At 56.6% G+C, this 17,942-nt stretch carries 14 protein-coding genes; 1 reads left to right on the top strand and 13 read right to left on the bottom strand.

What is annotated here, in order from left to right; all coding sequences use genetic code 11:
• Nucleotides 1-14: 14 nt before the first annotated feature.
• From RB620_RS17470 to RB620_RS17525, 12 genes are all read right to left on the bottom strand, one after another.
• Nucleotides 15-1,313 (bottom strand): ABC transporter substrate-binding protein, encoded by a 1,299-nt coding sequence (locus tag RB620_RS17470; protein WP_308096409.1) that lies wholly within the window; start codon nucleotides 1,311-1,313, stop codon nucleotides 15-17.
• Complete coding sequence (locus RB620_RS17475; RefSeq protein ID WP_308096411.1) at nucleotides 1,313-3,166, bottom strand: cache domain-containing sensor histidine kinase; 1,854 nt, start codon at nucleotides 3,164-3,166, stop codon at nucleotides 1,313-1,315. The genes RB620_RS17470 and RB620_RS17475 overlap by 1 nt, the downstream gene beginning before the upstream one ends.
• 14 nt (nucleotides 3,167-3,180) lie before the next feature.
• Nucleotides 3,181-3,942: an SDR family NAD(P)-dependent oxidoreductase gene (locus RB620_RS17480; RefSeq protein WP_308096413.1), complete on the bottom strand. Its 762-nt coding sequence runs from the start codon at nucleotides 3,940-3,942 to the stop codon at nucleotides 3,181-3,183.
• 211 nt (nucleotides 3,943-4,153) lie between these two features.
• A complete protein-coding gene (locus RB620_RS17485; protein WP_308096415.1) occupies nucleotides 4,154-5,038 on the bottom strand; it encodes an ABC transporter ATP-binding protein in 885 nt (294 codons plus the stop codon).
• 3 nt (nucleotides 5,039-5,041) lie between these two features.
• Nucleotides 5,042-7,987, bottom strand: a complete 2,946-nt coding sequence (locus RB620_RS17490; protein WP_308096417.1) for an ABC transporter permease — start codon at nucleotides 7,985-7,987, stop codon at nucleotides 5,042-5,044.
• A 16-nt stretch (nucleotides 7,988-8,003) separates the two neighbouring features.
• Complete coding sequence (locus tag RB620_RS17495) at nucleotides 8,004-9,038, bottom strand: efflux RND transporter periplasmic adaptor subunit (protein ID WP_308096419.1); 1,035 nt, start codon at nucleotides 9,036-9,038, stop codon at nucleotides 8,004-8,006.
• On the bottom strand, nucleotides 9,025-9,738 hold the full coding sequence (locus RB620_RS17500) for an ABC transporter ATP-binding protein (RefSeq protein ID WP_308096421.1): 714 nt from the start codon (nucleotides 9,736-9,738) through the stop codon (nucleotides 9,025-9,027). The genes RB620_RS17495 and RB620_RS17500 overlap by 14 nt, the downstream gene beginning before the upstream one ends.
• 192 nt (nucleotides 9,739-9,930) lie before the next feature.
• Nucleotides 9,931-10,863 carry an AEC family transporter gene (locus RB620_RS17505; RefSeq protein WP_308096422.1) on the bottom strand — a complete coding sequence of 311 codons (933 nt, stop codon included), beginning with the start codon at nucleotides 10,861-10,863 and terminating at the stop codon, nucleotides 9,931-9,933.
• Between the two features lie 52 nt (nucleotides 10,864-10,915).
• Nucleotides 10,916-12,718 (bottom strand): ABC transporter ATP-binding protein, encoded by a 1,803-nt coding sequence (locus RB620_RS17510; protein ID WP_308096424.1) that lies wholly within the window; start codon nucleotides 12,716-12,718, stop codon nucleotides 10,916-10,918.
• Between the two features lie 309 nt (nucleotides 12,719-13,027).
• Complete coding sequence (locus RB620_RS17515; RefSeq protein WP_308096426.1) at nucleotides 13,028-14,509, bottom strand: methyl-accepting chemotaxis protein; 1,482 nt, start codon at nucleotides 14,507-14,509, stop codon at nucleotides 13,028-13,030.
• A 2-nt stretch (nucleotides 14,510-14,511) separates the two neighbouring features.
• Nucleotides 14,512-15,081, bottom strand: a complete 570-nt coding sequence (locus tag RB620_RS17520) for a hypothetical protein (protein WP_308096428.1) — start codon at nucleotides 15,079-15,081, stop codon at nucleotides 14,512-14,514.
• Between the two features lie 133 nt (nucleotides 15,082-15,214).
• Nucleotides 15,215-16,150, bottom strand: a complete 936-nt coding sequence (locus RB620_RS17525) for an EamA family transporter (protein WP_308096430.1) — start codon at nucleotides 16,148-16,150, stop codon at nucleotides 15,215-15,217.
• A 132-nt stretch (nucleotides 16,151-16,282) separates the two neighbouring features.
• On the opposite strand from RB620_RS17525, the gene RB620_RS17530 reads away from it, so the two are divergent.
• A complete protein-coding gene (locus RB620_RS17530) occupies nucleotides 16,283-16,825 on the top strand; it encodes a hypothetical protein (RefSeq protein WP_308096432.1) in 543 nt (180 codons plus the stop codon).
• On the opposite strand, the gene RB620_RS17535 is transcribed toward RB620_RS17530, so the two are convergent.
• Complete coding sequence (locus RB620_RS17535; RefSeq protein WP_308096434.1) at nucleotides 16,818-17,801, bottom strand: Gfo/Idh/MocA family protein; 984 nt, start codon at nucleotides 17,799-17,801, stop codon at nucleotides 16,818-16,820. The genes RB620_RS17530 and RB620_RS17535 overlap by 8 nt on opposite strands.
• Nucleotides 17,802-17,942: the final 141 nt, after the last annotated feature.

The raw sequence follows: 17,942 nt of genomic DNA on the forward strand, positions 1-17,942 counted from the left end.
CCCTTACCTCTCTGTCATTCGTCATTTACCACTAATCGTCTCGCCTCGGCCCATCGCGCGTTGTATTCGCCGAACACCTTGCCCAGATCGGGCGCCGCGATCCACTCCTGAATGTAATCGCCTGACCAGAAGGCGATCTGTGCCGCATTCGATATTTCCAGAAGCAAGTCGCTGGGCACGCTCTTCTCGACAAGCGAAGGGCGGAAGGACATAAATTCTTCAATTTGCGGCAGCGATGACTGTTTGCCCTGACGGACGGGCAAGAAGCCGGAAGCGTCGACGTAATCCGATTCGTTCACGAAAAATTCGATCCATTCCGCGGCCAGCTCTTTGTTCGCGCTGAACCGGCTGACGCCGACGAACCAGTCCGGACTAAGCGGCGCGTATCTATTCGTTTCGTTATCGTACGGAAACGGGAAGAAGCCGATTTCTTCCAAGCGGGCTCCCGCCGCGACGATTTGATTGATGACCCAGTTGCCCATCAAATACATGCCGGCGCCGCCGCTCGCGAGCTCCCGCTTCGACGTCTCCCATTGATTGGGGATCAGCTGCTGCTCGACGTATCCGTTCTTGATCAGATTGCGCACGATCTCGATCGCTTCGCCCCAGGCATTGTCGAGGCGCCACGGCTCGTCCGTATTCGTCATCTCGTTCAAGTAATCCGGGTTCCCCGTCATGAAGCTGACGAGATCCTCACCCCAAGACATAAGCGGCCATTGCGCACCGTAATTGAGATAAATCGGAACTTTGCCGGCGGCCTTCAGCTTCTCGCATGCGTCGTAGAATTCGTCCAGCGTAATCGGAGTCGAGGCGATTCCCGCTTCCCTGAACGCTTTTTTGTTGTACACGATTCCCGTCGTCGAGGTACCGGTCACGATCCCGTACCGCTTGCCTCCATGAGCCTTGAAATCCGCGAAATGCGCGTTCTCGAACAAAGCGTCGTCGAGCGGTTCGAAATACTTCGGCAGCGACTCGTTCGCCAAATTGTTGGGAAGCAGGAGCACATCTCCCATATTGCGCGTGGAGAGACGAATCATGATATCGCTAGCGTAATTGGTAATGCCTTCGAACTTAACCGAAACGCCGGGATGGCGCTCCGCGAAATCTCGGGCGTAAGTATCGAAGACGCCGTTCTCGATCAGATCGACCCGATTGGTCAGCACCCGAAGGACGGTCGTCTCTTGGGCGGGTTCACCCTTCTCCCGCGGGTTTTGCTCCGACTTGGCCGGAACGTGCAATGACTTGCACCCTGCCAGCAAGATCGCCGCCGCCAGAAGCAACAGCAGTGCATTCGCGGCCGACTTTGCCTTCATCAGCGCCCACCTCCTTTCGCCAAGGGAAGATGCAACGTCACTGCCGTGCCTCTGCCCGCTATGCTCGTCACTTTCATTCCGTAGCCGCTGCCGTAATGCAGCTTGATTCGCTCATGCACGTTCCGGAGCCCGATTCCGCCGCTGCCGCTTGATCGGGCCGGGTCGCGGTTCTCCGTTAAGCTTCGCGTCAGCCGCGCAAGCGTGTCGTCGTCCATCCCGATGCCGTCGTCCTCGATTCGGATCCTGACGTTGCCGTCCTCCGTCTCGCCGCTGATCGTCACGCGCATGACCGTCTTCCTTTCGTCCAACCCGTGATAGATCGCGTTCTCGACGATCGGCTGCAGCAAGAGCTTAATAACCGGAACGGCCGCAAGCTCATCCGGCATGTCCGTCTCCAGCCGGAACCGGTTCTGATACCTGTAGTTCAACAGCTCCACGTAATTGCGCACATGCGCCATTTCATCCGAAACGGATACTTCCGCCTCTAAGTCGCTAATGCTGTAACGGAGCAGCTTTCCGAGGATCATCAGCATGTCCGCCGTCGCCTGGTCGTCGCTAAGCTCCGCCGACATGCGGATCGTCTCCAGCGTGTTGTACATAAAATGCGGATTGATTTGGTTTTGCAGCGCCTGAAGCTCCGCTTTTTTCTTATTTGTCTCCATCTCGTAGATATCCCGGATCAGCTGGTCGATGCGCACGATCATCCGGTTGAATTGATTGCCCAGCTGGCCGACCTCGTCGCGGTATTTGACTTGGAACTGGACGTTAAAGTCGCCTTCCTGAACGGTTTTCATCAATCTCGTCATCTTTCGGAGCGGGTTCGTAAGCGCGTACGAAAGGAAAAAGGACAGCAGCAGCGCGACGAGCAGCGTAACGAGCGTCGCCACGCCGGTCACGTTCCTGACGTGAACGGCATCCCTGGTCAGCACGCTCGCGGGGATCGACGTCACGACCTTCCACTTCGTATTCGGAGACGTCGTGTAGATGTAAAGCCGCTTCTCGCCATCCCGCTCCATATAAAAGCTGCCTTTCGATCCTGTTGCCTGCTTGACGGCGGGGTCCTCCGAGATATTGGTGGCAATCCGGGAACGTTCACTGTCGTAGATGACGTTGCCGGCTCCGTCGATGATGAACGAGCCGCCCTGCGTCACGCCGTCGAGCTCCTTAATGCCGTCTTCGATGACGCTCATGTTGGCATCCACCACGATGAGCCCGATCGGTTTCAGCGACTGGTCCAGAATGGAGCGGACGACGGTGAAGGCGTATTTCTCGCTTTGGAGATTGCTCGTATACTTCTGGGTCCCCAGTAGCTTAGCCTCGCCACTCGATCCTTCCGCCACCTTAAGCCATTCCCGGTAGCTCTCATTGACGCTGAGCCTGATGCTTCCGCTCGCCGTATGGTAATAACCGTTTCCGAATCGGTCGAATACGTAGACGGAATTGGCGCCTCTCTTGATTTGGTTAATGAATGAAATGTTGTTTTCGATCCCCCGCTGGATCGAGAGCAGCAAGTCGAAGTCTTCATGCGCGTATTCGCCCTCCGAATCGGCTTTCTTGCTTGCGCGCTGCTCGTAGTACCGGTTGGAGCGCATCAGATTTTGCCGGATCTCGTCCTGATAAGCCGGGATGGACGATACGCCGACCATATCTTCGATATAGTCGTCGATCCGGACCATCATGCTGGCTAACATTTTCGTCGAATAGACAGTCGTCTTCTCCTCCAACGAACGGGAATAATTGCCGTAAGTCACGTAACCAATGAAGGAAAGCGGCAGCGTGATGAGAATCAGAAACACGAGGAAGAGCTTCCGCTCCATCCTCATGCCGCCGATCGTCGCCGCGATTCGCGGCATCCGCGCCTTCATGGTCAAATTGCCGGCATGACGTTGCCGCCGTTCACCGGAATATACGCGCCGGTAATGAAGCTCGACAAATCCGATGCCAGGAACAGGACGGCGTTCGCGATTTCTTGGTCGGTCCCTCTGCGCTTAAGAGGCACAGAGCTGCTATACGATTCGTTCGCTTCGCTGCCGGCGGCGCGGTCCCGGTCGCTGATCGTCCACCCCGGCGCGATCTGGTTCACGGTAATGCCGTGTTCCCCGACCTCTCTCGCCAGCACGCGATACACGCCGTCCATGCCGCGCTTGCCGGCCGTATAAGCGGATTGGCCCGCAAAGTTCTGCATCACGCATTCCGTATTGATGCCGATGAATCTGCCTTGTTTGCGCTCGATCATGTCCTGCGCGAAAGCCTTGGCCAAATAGACGCTATGCATGACGCAGGACTGAAATTGACTCTCGTAGTCGCTCGCGGGCTGTTCCAGCACGCTCTTCCAGCCATACTGAATGACCGCGTTCGCGACGACGATATCGACGGCGCCTAAGGTTGCGGATACTGTTTCCTTCATCCCCATGATCTGATGCTCGCTCGTAATATCCGCCTTCGCAATCATCGCCGAGACGCCCTTCGCCACGATTTCTTGCTGCAGCTCCTTCGCTTTTGTCTCGTTGTTATGATAATGGATGACGATGTTAGCGCCGCTGTCGGCTAACGTCCGCGCCATGACGCGTCCCAGATCACCGGTTGCTCCAGTAATCAGTGCGGTTTTCCCTGTCAAATCGATCTTCATCCTAATCGCCTCCGACGCTTCCGAGTTCAATTTGTTATCTATATTATTATTAGTTATGCTACCATAAAAGGCAACTCTTTTTCCGTAATCAGACGGCAGAGAAAAAAACGATGGCGGCAGGTAGCTTCTCGGCTACCTGCCGCCATCGTCTTCAATGGAGCGTTTATTGCAAGGATAGATTAACCTACGAAAACACGGAGCGGCTCGCGATCTACTCCTCCTGCTCGGGAGGTAGCAGCACGATGCGGCCGTCGCTGAGCTCGACGCGCACCTTGTTGGTGTTTCGCACGCCGATGGATTCCAAGTATCCCGCAGGCACTTGAAGACGGCCGGCCTTGTCGAGAATCGCGTACTCCACATGCGACTCCTCTTCCGCCGACTGCTCCTGCTCCAGCGCGGCCAGCTCCTCGGCGTAGGATCGTTTGCGGAGCATTTCCGAGGAAATTTTGCCGTCGCGGATGGCGGCTACGCGATCGACCTTCTTCGCTAGCTCCGGATCATGAGTCACGATCACGATCGTAATGCCGATGGAACGGTTCAGCTCGCGGAACAGGTCCAGAATTTGATTCGACATCTTGGAATCGACCGAGCCGGTCGGCTCATCCGCCAGCAGTAGCTTCGGATGGTTGGCAAGCGCGATCGCGATCGCGACGCGCTGCTGCTCGCCTCCGGACAGCTGGTACAGCTTGTTGTTCGCGCGGTGGCTGAGGCCGACCGCGTCGAGCAACTCCTTCGCCCTCCACCGCTTGCGCCGCCCGGTGAGCAGAATCGGAAGCTCCACATTCTCGAGCGCGGTCAAATACGGAATCAGGTTGCGGGCGTTGTTCTGCCACACGAAGCCGACGCTCTCCCGCTTGTAACGAACGAGATCGCGCTCCGTGAATTTCAGCATATCCTTGCCGTCGACGCTCAGCTTGCCGGCCGTCGGCCGGTCCAGCCCGCCGAGCATGTTCAGCAGCGTCGACTTCCCGCTTCCGCTGTTGCCGATGATCGCCATCAGCTCTCCCGCCTCGATGCGGAGATCCAGCCCTTGCAGGGCGAATACCTCCAGATCGGCGGTTTTGTATATTTTCACAAGTCCTTCGCAATGGATCATCGGCTAGTCCTCCCCTAGCTTGAGCGCTTGATGGATACGCAGGCGCGACAGCATGTACGCGAGTATGCCCAGCCCGACCAGAAGCATAAATCCTACCGTGACGTAGATGCGAATAAAATCCATCGCTTCGAACTTCACTATGAACGGCGGCACGAGGCTGCTCGGATTAAACGCAATCTGGAAGTTCGGCACGTACAGCAAGCTGGCGACATTGCCGACGACGATGCCGAGCAGCACCGCGACGCCCGAGGTCAGCAGCTGCTCCGCCGCGAGCATCGCGATCAAATTTTTGACAGAAAGGCCGATTGCCCTCAGGATGCCGTTCTGTAGCGTACGGCCGCGAAGCGACAAGATCCAGTACAGCAGGAAGCCGATGAAGCTGACGAGAATGGCGAGCACGAAACCGAGCGTCAGCACGCCGTTCAGCGCGAGCAGGAACGGATCGTTTTTGGCGCGGACGAGATCTTCGCGCGTGTTCACGATCCGGGAAACGGAGAGGTCTCCCTCCTCGATTCCTTCATACACTTCCGCCGTCGAAGCGCCTTCCTTCAGCTTCAGCCATACGTCGTACGGCTCCAGCGCCAGCTGCACCTGAATGCGGGGGAGATGCCCCACGATCAGCATCGGCGCGTTGTCGGCTTCTTTCTCGCTGACGTTTACCGAACCGAGCGGCGGATTCGGGTTGAATGTCGGGAAGTAGTCGATGATGCCGTACACCTTGAACGGCTGCTGCGTCACTTCCTGCCAGCCGATCCATATCATATCTCCGGGCTGAACGCCCTTCTGCTCGGCTAGCGTTCGAGAGATCAAGACGGAGCTCGTATCCGGCGCGATCAGATTCAAATAATCGTGAAGCGGATAATCCATCAAGGCGTCTCGGAACCATGACGTAAGGCCGAACTGGTCCGTATCGATGCCGATCAGCGTAGCCGTGCCGGAAACTTCATTGACGTAAAAGCCCGCGTCCTTCTTCGTGAATACTTTGGCGGCATGTTCCACCCCCGGAAGCTTGCTGAACGGCTCGAACGCAGGCTCCAAATAATGGATCTGGTCCGGCACGGGATCGGTCGGCGGAGGCGCCGGGCCTCCACCCGGCGGTGCCGGCGGAGGCGCATCGTTGACCCAGTTGACGCCAAGCACCATGTCGGCTCCGTTGCCGTACCGGATTCTGTCCTCGGTGTTGGCATTGATCGTCCTGGCCGCCGAAGCGCTGAATACGCCCGTAGCGATCGTCATAATGAGGAAGATCATCAGGAATTGGTACTGGCTGCTGGAGCGTCCCACTTGGATTAACGTCGCGTACAACGAAGGCGGCCACCACTTTTTGCCGATCCAATATACGAATTTAAGAATCCAAGGATAAAGCCGGAGCAACAGCAATCCCGCGCCCATAATGAACAGGGCCGGCACGATGAATTGCAGCGGATCGATGGCCAGATCCTTTGCGTTCAGGCCGAGCGCCTGCAAATCCGCTTGCCGCTTGCGGAACGTAATCAAGCCGTAAATCGCAAGGCCGAGCGTAATGACGTCCAGAAACATCTTATGCCATAGCGGGCTGCCGGTCAGCCGCGCCGACTGCTGCTTATGGCTGACGATGCTAACTCTCGTCGCCAGCACAATCGGAATGATAACGATGACGAGGCACGCGCAGGCCGCGATTAAAGCGAACCGGTAAGATTCTTCCGTCACGCGGACCGGTAAGCTGACCCTCTGCACGAAAGCAAGGAAGCCGTTCGAAGCGCCAAGCACCTCCGTAAGCACCGCACCGAGCAGCGGCCCGAGCGCGAATGCGGCTCCGCAGAGCAGCAGCCCTTCCGTCAAATAAGCGGCGATGACCTGCCATCTGGCAGCGCCCCGGCTTCGCAGCACGGCAATCTCGTTCCGCTGGCGACCCGCGATCAGATTGGAAACCATGAACATATAGAAGGCGAGCATGAGTAGGATCGGCACGTTCAGTGCCCACATTAGCGTGCGAAGCTGTTCCGCGCGCTCCATGTACACGCTGATCGTATCGAGCGCCCTCGTCTCGGATCCCATCTGGTGCAGCGCGAAGCTTTTTTGCAGAGTTTCCTTCATCCGTTCATGCGCGGACACGAACGGTTCGACCGTCCGAAGCTCCATCTTCGTATAATCCATGACGACATACCAGCCGGCCGTGCTGAGCGGCAGCTGCTGCTCTCGCAGAAGAGTCCTCTCGGCAATCCCGAAAGGCAGGATGAAGGAGCCGTTCATATCGCTGAGATCACCGTATCGGAAGTAGGGATCGTCATCCGTTTTTTTCTCGAAGATCCCGACGGGCTTCAGCTTGACCGAAGAAGCCACCTTCTTGTCCTCGATGACGAAAACCGTGTCCAGCACCATCTTGTAGTGGCTAAGCCCGCGTTCCGTAACCAGCACCTCATAGACGCCGTCCACAGGTTCCATCGCCGGCATTCGGCCGTCTTTGATCGTAATATGATCTTCCAAGCCTCCGTACGATTTGATCGTTACCCACTTCTGGTTTTTGTCCGAGATTGGTTCCGGATCGTCGGCTTGCTTCATCTTCAGCGACATCGACTGCAGACTCGCGACCAGCTCCTGCACAGGCAGTCCGAACGATTGCGCTCCGGTGCCGCGGATGTAGCCGTCCACACGGTCGTACTTTGCGTTTATTTGCTCCGGCGTTTCCTTCGAGACAATCACGTTGGAATAATGCGTGCCCGGATATTGGTTCGTAGCGGTTTGCAAATTTTCCAAATCCTTGGTCAGCATGCGGGACAAAACCGCCTCCGAATAGATCGGCATGCTGCTGACGAGCGCCACGGAGATGAGAATGCCCATGAACAAGCTGGCCAGCAGCCATTTGTTCTGGACCATTTTGCGGATAATCATGACGAATAAAGCCATCAACAAGTCACCAAGGTGTCCGGCAATGCGAATGCGGCTGGCATGGCGCTCAGCGATTCGCATGCTACCGCAGCGCCCGCTACGGCAGCACGATTAACATGCCTTCTTCCAGCCCTTTCGTAATTTCGATATCCGTCGATCCTTTGATTCCCGTCTCCACGTCGATCTCCCGAATCTTGTCGCCCTCTTCCAGAATGCGGACGAAGGTCCGTCCCAAGTAGCTGCGAAGCCCGCTCCTCGGAATAATGATGACGTCGTTGCGTTCCTGCAGCAGCACCTTGACGTCCGCCCGCGTTCCGATTTTGGCCCCTTCCGGCAGCTTCTCGAGCTCGACGAAAATCATCTTGGCATTACGTTCCCTTGCGATTTCATCTTCCGTGAACGGCGCCGACGACGGCGTCTGGATCACTTTGCCGGTGAGCTCCGTCTTGCCTTCGAACGTCAGCTCCGCCTTGAATCCGACGCTGACCAGATTCACGTCGGGCGTTCCATCCGTCTGGAAGGCGACGCGCAGCTTGCTCGGGTCCGCGACCACCGCCAGCGTCTCGAACTCGCGGACGGGATCCCCTTCCTTCAGCTCGGCTACGTAGGTCACTTGACCATCCGTCTCGGCGACAAGAAGCTTACCTTCGAGCGCCTCGGAGAGCCGCTCGTGCTTCAGCTTATCGATGTCGTATTGCAGTTGTGCGATCTTGATGCCTTCGCTGTCCCCGCCCAGCTTCGCTGACTTGAGCGCTTGGCTGGAACGGGCGAGATTCAGCTCCATCTGCTTCAGCTCGATATCCATGTTCCCGGTATCGAGCCGGATGAGCGGGTCGCCTTTCTTGACGATGTCGCCCGCCTTGACGAGCACTTCCTTGACAATTCCTCCACCGGCCTTGAACTGCACCGTATCGGTGAAATAGGATTCCAGCGTCCCGTTGCCCCTGATCTCTTGCGTAATGCGCCCCTTCACGACCTCGACCGTACGGTAATTCTCTTGCGGCGGCTTCACGAGCGGCGGCTTCAGCGGCTCTTCCTCGGCGGGGAGCAAGGAGCAGCCCGTCAGTGATAAAGCGGCCGCCAACGCCGCCGTTAGTCCCGCGATTCTCTTCATCCGTTTAGTTCGGAACAACAATTCGACCATCCTCCAATTCGTACACGCGATCTACGATTTCCATGATGGCAGGGTCGTGCGTCGTCATGATGATGGTCATTCCCGCCGTTTCCACCAAATCGCGAAATATTTTCATGATTTGCAAACCCGTCCGGCTGTCCAGCTCCGCCGTCGGTTCATCGGCGAGCAGCAGCCTTGGCTTGTGAGCGATCGCCCTGGCGATAGCCGTCCGTTGCTGCTCGCCGCCCGACAGCTCGAACGGACGATGGGACATGCGGCTCTTCAGCCCGACCCGTTCGAGCGCGCCTTCCGCCGCCGCTTTCCGTTCCTGCGCCGGATAACCCGACACGCGAAGGACAAACTCCACGTTCTCGTAAGCGGACATTAGCGGGATAAGAGCGAATGATTGGAAAATAAGCCCCATTCGCGTGCGCCTGATGCCGTCGCGCTCTTTGTCCGTCATCGCCGTCAAGTCCCGTCCTTCGAACATAACCTTCCCGCCGTCGGGACGATCGAGCGCGCTTAGCAGATTGATCAGCGTCGTCTTGCCGGAACCGGAACGGCCCTTGAACGCGATAAGCGAACCTGAAGGAATCGTAATGTCTACTCCGTTCAAGACATGAACGGCAGCGGCTCCGCGTCCGAACGATTTTTTGATACCGCTTCCAATTACGATATCGGAACTTTTGGTTTCTATTTGGATCGTTGCCCCCTCCAATCGGCTATCTGCTTCTACTAGACGGATGGATCATTAAGTCTCTATGATTTATTTTTCATCTTTTTCCATTTTATCGCCGCATTAGTAGAATCACAATAACAAATATCTATTAATTGATGTGTAAATCAACGAAAATTGAGAAAAGACATCCCCGGATCGCATGAGCTGGGAATGTCTCTATCGTTTGCCTTGCTAGATTTGGATGTTCAAGAAGAAAATTACGACCGTCACCGTCAGGATGCTGATCAGCGTGGACAGGAACACGGCCTGCGAGGCGAACTCCGCTTCGTTGTCGAACTCGACGGCCAGCAGCACGCTGCTGAGCGACGTCGGCACGGCAGACGATACGATAAGCGCCGCCGCGGTCAGCTTGTCCAGCCCCATCAGCCATACGATCACCCAAGCCAGCAGCGGACCGGCCACGAGCCGAAGCGCTGCCGAGATCGAGACGTCGACGGCCAGCGACCGTTTGATGCGCCACTCCATGTTGCCGAGCTGTACGCCGAGTGTGATGAGCGCCGTTCCGATGAACGCTTCCGCGAGATACGTAATCGGCGTCTCGATGGCGCCCGGCACGGGGACGTGCAGCCAGCGAAGCGCAAGGGCGCCGGGGATGACGTAGATAACCGGCATAGACAGAATCGTCCGCCATACTTTTTTGAGATCCGCCTTGTGCGCGTTCACGTTATAGATGCCCCAAGTATTCGGTACAAGCGACTGGATCATCATGACGATGATCTGGATCGCGAGCGTTTCCTTAAGTCCGGCGAAGGCGAGCTGATTGAGCGGGATGCCGTAGTTGGCGCTATTATAGAAGAGAACGCTGTTTTTCATCGCGCTTCTCATACTTGGCTTATACCCTTTGATCCGGATGACTGCCTCGACCAGCACATATTGCGCGAACATGAACAGCAGCAGGAACAGGAGCACCTTGCCGATGAGCGACAGCTCGATCTCCGTATTATATAAGAGGTTAAACATGATAGCGGGCGAGAATAGGTAGAAATTCAGCTTCGAAAGCGTCTTGATATCCAGTCTGAATGCTCGCTGGAGCACGATGCCGAGCCCGATCAACACCCCCATCGGCAATACGTTGTTCATCAAAATATGAAGGAAAATCGTCATGGTCGTCTCTTCTTTCCGAATCGATTTACCGTGGTCGGCTTGCCCGACCAGCCTAGGTAACGGTCTTGAATTGCAGCTCGTGGAGCTGGTAATAACGGCATTGAAGCCGCATCAGCTCCTCATGCGTGCCTTGCTCTTCGATCTCTCCGTCCTCGATGACGACGATGCGGTCGGCGCCTTTGATCGTCGACAGCCGATGCGCGATGACGAGGCAGGTTCGGTTGCTTAGCAAGCCGGCCAGCGCTTCCTGGATGAGCCCTTCCGACTCCGTGTCCAGCGAAGCCGTCGCCTCGTCCAGAATAATGATGCTCGGGTCTTTCAGTATCGCGCGCGCGATCGAGATGCGCTGCTTCTGCCCGCCGGACAGCTTCACGCCCCGTTCTCCGATGGGCGTATCGTAGCCTAGCGGGAACGAACGGATGAATTCGTCCGCGTTCGCGGCGCTCGCGGCGGCGATAACGTCTTCCATGGACGCTTCCGGACTGCCGTAACGGATATTCTCGAGCACCGTGCCGTTAAAAAGAATGATATCCTGCGACACGACTCCGATCTCTTCGCGCAGCGATTGCAGCTTGATCGACTTCAGCGGTTTCCCGTCCAACGCGATTTCTCCTCGCTGCGGATCGTAGAACCGCGTAATCAGACCGGCGATCGTCGTTTTCCCGGAACCGGAAGAACCGACGAATGCGGTGATTTTGCCTGCGGGAAGCTCCAAATTAAAGTCTACCAGCACGGGAGCGTCCTGGCTATACCCGAAATCGACGTGCTTGAACGCGATATGTCCCCGTACGAATTGCAGTTCCTTCGCGCCCTCAGCCTCCACGACCTCCGCCTTCGTGCCGAGCACCTCCACGATACGCTCGTAGGCGGCCGCTCCTTGCTGGATCGTATTCATGATGCGGCTGAAGTGCCTGACCGGATTTTGCAGCAAACGTACATAAGCAAGGAAAGCCACGATCGTCCCGATGCTCATCGAACCGCTTATCGCCAGCCATGCCCCGAACACCAACACGATCGCCAGCCCCAAATAGTTCAAGAAATCGATGATCGGCTCGTAGGCCGCGCGCAGCTTGACGACCTGCACGTTCGCTTCCTTGTTGCGGAGCGCCCGCTCGGAGAACCGTTCCGTCTCGTATTGTTCGGTCGCGAACGACTTGATCAGCCGGATGCCCGAGAGCGTGTTTTGCAAATGGTCGCTGACGTCGGCGATCGATTCCTGCACCGTCCGGAACGAGGAGCGCATGCGCTTCCCGAACAGCCGCGTCGTCATGATCATGAACGGGAAAGTCGCGAGCAGCAGCAGCGTCAGCCGCCAATCGATCCATAACATATACACCGCGATGGAAGTAAAGATGAAGAAATCGGTCACCAGCTGCATCATGCTCGAAGAGATCATCTGCTGCAGGATGTTGACGTCGTTCGTTACGCGGGACATCAGATCTCCCGTCCGGTTCCGGTCAAAGTAGGCGATATCGAGTCCTTGCATATGACGGTACAGATCGTTCCTTAATTTGTAGAGCACGTTCTGGCCGATCGAAGCCATGAGCGACGCGCTCCAATATTTGAATAACCCGAGAGCCGCGGCGGCGCCGAGCACGCCGGCGCCGATATACACAAGCGCCCGGTAATCCTTGCCCGGAATAACGGAGTCGATCGTCCATTTGGTAAGCTGCGGCACGGTGAATTCCAAGCCCGAGATCGCCAGTATGCAGACAATCGCGGCGGCAACCGATTTCCATTGCGCGCTAACGTCCGTTAGCAGCCGGCCCATCATGCTCCTTACGCTGGCCGGATTCGCCTTCTCGCCCGTGCCGAATTGCCTCATTCCCATCCCTCTCGATGCGGCCGGTCTCATTGGTGAATCCCCCTTTGGAAAATAACCTTTTATCATCGTAAGCCATTGCCGATTGGCTGACAACATTTGCGGGAGCAGCATCGGTACTCCTGACTAGAAAAAACCATCCCTTCGAATGGTTTTCCTTGGTTTCCCTCGGCTTTCGATTTCTGCGCGCGCTCCTCCGTTTGGGAATCGATATTCGCCGTCGATTCGTCCAGAATATCTCTCCCGGCCAACCATGGTGATCCAGTCCGTGAATGACGGTCGTTCCTTCTGGGTAAAAAAAAGGTTCCTCTAAGAGAGGAACCGGGCTTCGTTCGTCGACCGTTACCGCTTGCCGCCGGATACGCGCTCCAGCTCGGATACAAGCGCATCCAATCGCGCGTATTCTTCGACCATTTCGCTAATCTTCGCATGCTGCGTTTCCATGCTCGCCTGCACTTCCTCGACCGAAGCCATGTTCTGCTGCGTCGTCGCCGCGATGCTGTTAATCTCCTCCGCCAGCGAACCGTATCGTTCGTGAAGGCCGCCGGTGCTGTTGCCGACTTGAAGCGCCTGCTCCTGAGCCAACCTCGCGTTGTCGTTGATGCTGCCGAACAGCTCGAGCGCTCCCCGCGTAGCCGCGTCGCTCTTCGTTACGGCTTCCTGACCCTGTTCGACATGCACGTACACATCGTCGATCTGCGTGCGGATCGCCGTCAGAATCGCGTTAATCTCCTCCGCCGAACGCCGGGAGTGATCGGCCAGCTTCCGAACCTCGCCGGATACGACCGCAAAGCCGCGCCCGTGTTCGCCGGCGCGGGCCGCTTCGATCGCCGCGTTCAGCGCGAGCAGATTCGTCTGCTCGGAGATGTCGCGGATCGTATCGACGATATCGGTGACTTGGTCGTTCTGCTGTTGCAGCGTCCCCATCTTCGTTACCGTGCTGGCGATCATGCCGCGCAGCCCTTCCATCTCCTGGGACAAGATGTCCATCTGAACTTTATTCCGAACCGTAAGCTCTACGTTCGATTCGGAATAGCCGTGGAGCAAGGTTGCGCCTCCGAGCAGCCGCTCGATGGCAAGCTCGATCTGCTGCGCCGACTCGTTGATCGATACGACGTTGCCCGTCTGCTTCTCGATCGCCGCCGCCATCTCGGCGAACGTGCCTGTTACTTCGCGAGAGATCGTGCCCGCCTTGCTGACATGCTGCTGCTGGCCATGGCTGAATGCCGTCAGCACCTCGATGGAGCCGCGAAGCTGCGCCAGCACGCCTTCCGCCAGCTCCTTCGACGCCAGCGCCTCGTTCTGGCGCTCGCTCACTTCGCGTTGCAGCTTCTGGCTGTATTGCGCGGCTACCGCAAGCCCTGTCGTCGCGAAAGCTAGATACAAAAACAAAAGCACGAGCGAATCTTCGCGGAACAGCCGCTCTTGGAAAAACGGATCCATGAAGAGATAGGCGGATAACGCCGCTCCCAGGACACCCGTGAATACGATAGGCCGATAATCCGAATATAGCGCGATGATGGCGAGATTGACATAAACGAGAAAATACGTGCTTACGATTGGATTCGGATCCATCAGGATGAGCATCGATACGATGATCGTCAAGTTGCAAGGCATGATGTATTTGACGAACCTGCTCCCCGTGCCCCGGTACGTCATAAACGTGACGATGGCGCCGAGCGCCGATCCGACGCCCGCCAGGAGCAGGATCATGTCGATGCCGAGGCCGATCATGATATCGGTCAGAATGCCGAGCGTAAGCAATGCCCAAAAAATTTTGACCAAAAGCCGATTGCGTTTGTCTAGCTCCGTTAACTGATTCATTCTTAAACTTCCACCTCTGCAATAGTAGTCGTTGCTTCCGGATAAGACAACCATTCGTATCGGTGTTTGTTCCGGTACATTTCCTTCATGTCGAACAGAACGGGGATGATGAAATCGCCTTTATAGAACAGCTTGTCCCCTAGCCGCTCGACCGGAACCTTGAACGAGATCTTGAGCGCGCGAAGAAACACGGGCTCCAGCAAGGAAACGAAATAATCCATGTCCCGCTCCTCGGCGCCATACACCGCGGAAGACAAAATATCCGAGAGCAGATATCCTTTGCTGCGGTAAGTGCCCAGAATGGCAATTTTGTCGATCTCCGCGACGCGGCCCTCCGCTGCGATTACTTTGGGATGATACCGGAAGGGCGCGATTTCGTTAATGGGACTTGTCTCCCTGTCATACGGCTTAATCTCCGACGTGCCAACACAATAGCCATCTTCGTTAACGACGACGAACCGGTCCAGGACGCGATCGGAAAACTCCAGCTCATATCCCTTCTCCCGCCATACGGTCGTCCAAATGCCGTTAAACATCGCCAGCTCCAGCTCATTCTCCACACGTTTAAACATCGATACGGTTTGTTCTCCTTACCCAATTTTTTGTTTTTCTATTTGGAATGATATGTATATTCTATCGGATACGCGCTTCAAAATCATTAGTTTTAACCTATTCGTTCGCAAAAACTTCAAATCCGCCCAAGATTTAGTCTCCGAATAAACGCATCAACAGAATACCCGCTAACGACAGCAAAATGCCGGCCGTCTCGGTTCGGCTGAATTTCTCCTTCACGACGAATCTCGTATACAGGAGCACCAATGGAACATTAAGGGCAACCACGGCCGAGACGAGACCAGCCTTTCCGATGTCGAACGCGGACACGATCAGCAGCATGCCCGCCGTATTCGTTAGACCTACGGCCAGTCCGGTGACGAACGTTTTTCTGCCGCTCCAAGCCTCGCGCCTTCCCATGCCGGCCGGAGGGCCGTCCGCCGACGATGACGCCACCGAGGCCACCGTTGCAACCGCGAACTCTCGCGCCATGCGCTCCCTTCGAACGTCGGCCATCCACCACAAGCCGAAACAAGCCGTACCTGTCGCGAACATAAAAAATAACGTCGGCAGCAGCTCCGCGCCGAGTAGCGTAGACCACTTGCCGGACAAGTCGTTGCCCGCGAACAGAAGCATGGCGAGCAGCCCCCACTGCGCTCCTTGCAAATTGCTCAGCGTCAGCTCGTTCGAATACCGGACGAGCAGCACGCCTCCGACGATAATGGCGAATGCCAGCATCTGCAGGCCTCCGATACGTTCGTCCCACAGCCAATAGGCGGCGAGCACGACGACGACCGCAGGCAGCGCGGTTAGGATTGCGACAAGCGAGGCTTTGCCTACGGCAAAACCTTTGAACATGCTCGCGTTCGCGCCGAAGGAGAACAATCCCATCTGAATGCCGACGAGGCAGCCGAGCGTCCACTCGGACGACAGCATGATCGCTCCCGCCAAATTAACGATCGCCCCCATCCCGAACACGCCGCACAGCATCAAATTCCGGTTGACCGGCTTCTGGCTGGTCCAATGATACAACATTCCTCTTACGCCGAAAGCGACGGCCGCCAATACCGATAACGTTAGCCACAACATAAACAAGAACTCCTTTTCGTGTCTTCTCTAGATGTATATCGATTCCAATAGTTACCATCATACAACTTTTTTCCGAGTATTGGAATCGGACTTAACATTGACGTTTCGGACGGCAACAGTTTAAAATGTTACATGGCATGGAAGATCAATGCCTATCATGAACCGGAAGAAGGCGACGCAAGCATCATGCGTTTCAAAACCTATGCCATTTGTTTATACCTTGTAGCCGTTTATTGGATATCGCTCAACATTCCCCATATGCATGCCTTGTTTTTCCCGACGCTCGGAGCTTTCAGCCTGCTCTTCATATCGCGGCCGTTCCGGAGGGACGAAGTCCGCAACATCGCCGCAGGAGCGGTCGCTGCATCGTTCATCGGTTCGCTGCTGGCGCATTGGAATGCTGGCGCGGGTTCCCTGCTGATTACGCTGCTCATCGTCATCGGCCTCATTAACTTGTTCAAATGGAACGCGCCGCCCATTCTGGCCGTCTCGCTCATTCCTTACTTTGCGCGGCCGCCCGTGTTTTGGGCAATCCCCCTATCGGTATGCGGCGCGCTGGCCGGATTGCTCCTGACGTTGTCCATCGCCGCGTTCTGCGAAAAGAAATTCGGATCGTTTCTCCCCTTCACCGGCGCGGGCAGCCATTCGAAGACCGAGTCTGATTCGGTTATGTAGTCCGGTAATAATCCAGCAATAGCGCATCCATCACGCGATTCGTGCGGATGCCGCTTTCGCCGGTGCTCGGGCTAGGCGGACCTCCGCGCAGCTCATCCACGATGAGCTGGATGAGGTTTTGCTGGATATGCAGCGGCTTCTCCATGCGGAACTCTTCCACGCCTTCCGCCGTTTCAAGCGTGATCACCTCGTTGCCGAAGGTCGAGAACTCGATGCGCCCTTTATCCCCGACGATTTCGTTCTCATCGACATGCTTGTAGGCGCTGAAGCACCAGACGCCAACACCCCTAACGCCGGACTCGAACTCGAAGCTGCCGGTCACGATATCTTCCACTTCGTACAGTCCCGCTTGATTGGACGCCCCACCCTTCGCATCGCGCACGGGTCCGAGCAAATAATCCATCACGTCCAGCGTATGGCTCGCCAAATCCACGAACAAACCTCCGCCGGCTTCTGCTGCATCGAGACGCCATGGCAATGCCTCGCCCTCGGCTACCCTTGCCGGCTGATACTGCTTCATCGAGACGAACCGCGCTTCGCCGATCGCCCCTCCATCCAGCAGCTCCTTTATTTTTTTAAAATAGTCCAGTCCCCTGCGATAATACGCCACGAACAGCGGCACGCCGGCTTCGCGGCAAACGCGCTCCATCTCTTCGCATTCCGCTGCGTTGCGCGCCATGGGCTTCTCCACGTAGACCGGCTTGCCGGCGGCTGCGCATTTTAATGCGTACTCCATATGTGAGGAAGGCGGAGTCGCCACATAGACCGCATCCACCTCCGGATCGGCGATTAGCTTGTCTGCGTCATCGTACCACTTGGCCACGCCATGCCTGGCTGCGTAATCGGCGGCGAGAGCGCCGTTCCTCCGCATCACGGCGACAAGCTCGGAGCCTTCGGCTTTTTGGAAACCCGGCCCGCTCTTCACTTCCGTCACGTTGCCGCAGCCGATTATTCCCCATCTAACCTTCTCCATCATTACGTTCCCCTCTCCCGTCCTTCGCCTCGCGGCTCGGACTTGACGTTATCCCTTAACATTCGATGAAGGCCGACTATTCCCTGCCTCTCCGTCTCCAGACCGATGGAAAATGCGTCCTGAAGACGATTTAGCCCGAACTGG

It is taken from the genome of Paenibacillus sp. LHD-117, assembly GCF_030929555.1.
In the GTDB taxonomy this organism is placed as follows: Bacteria; Bacillota; Bacilli; order Paenibacillales; family Paenibacillaceae; genus Pristimantibacillus.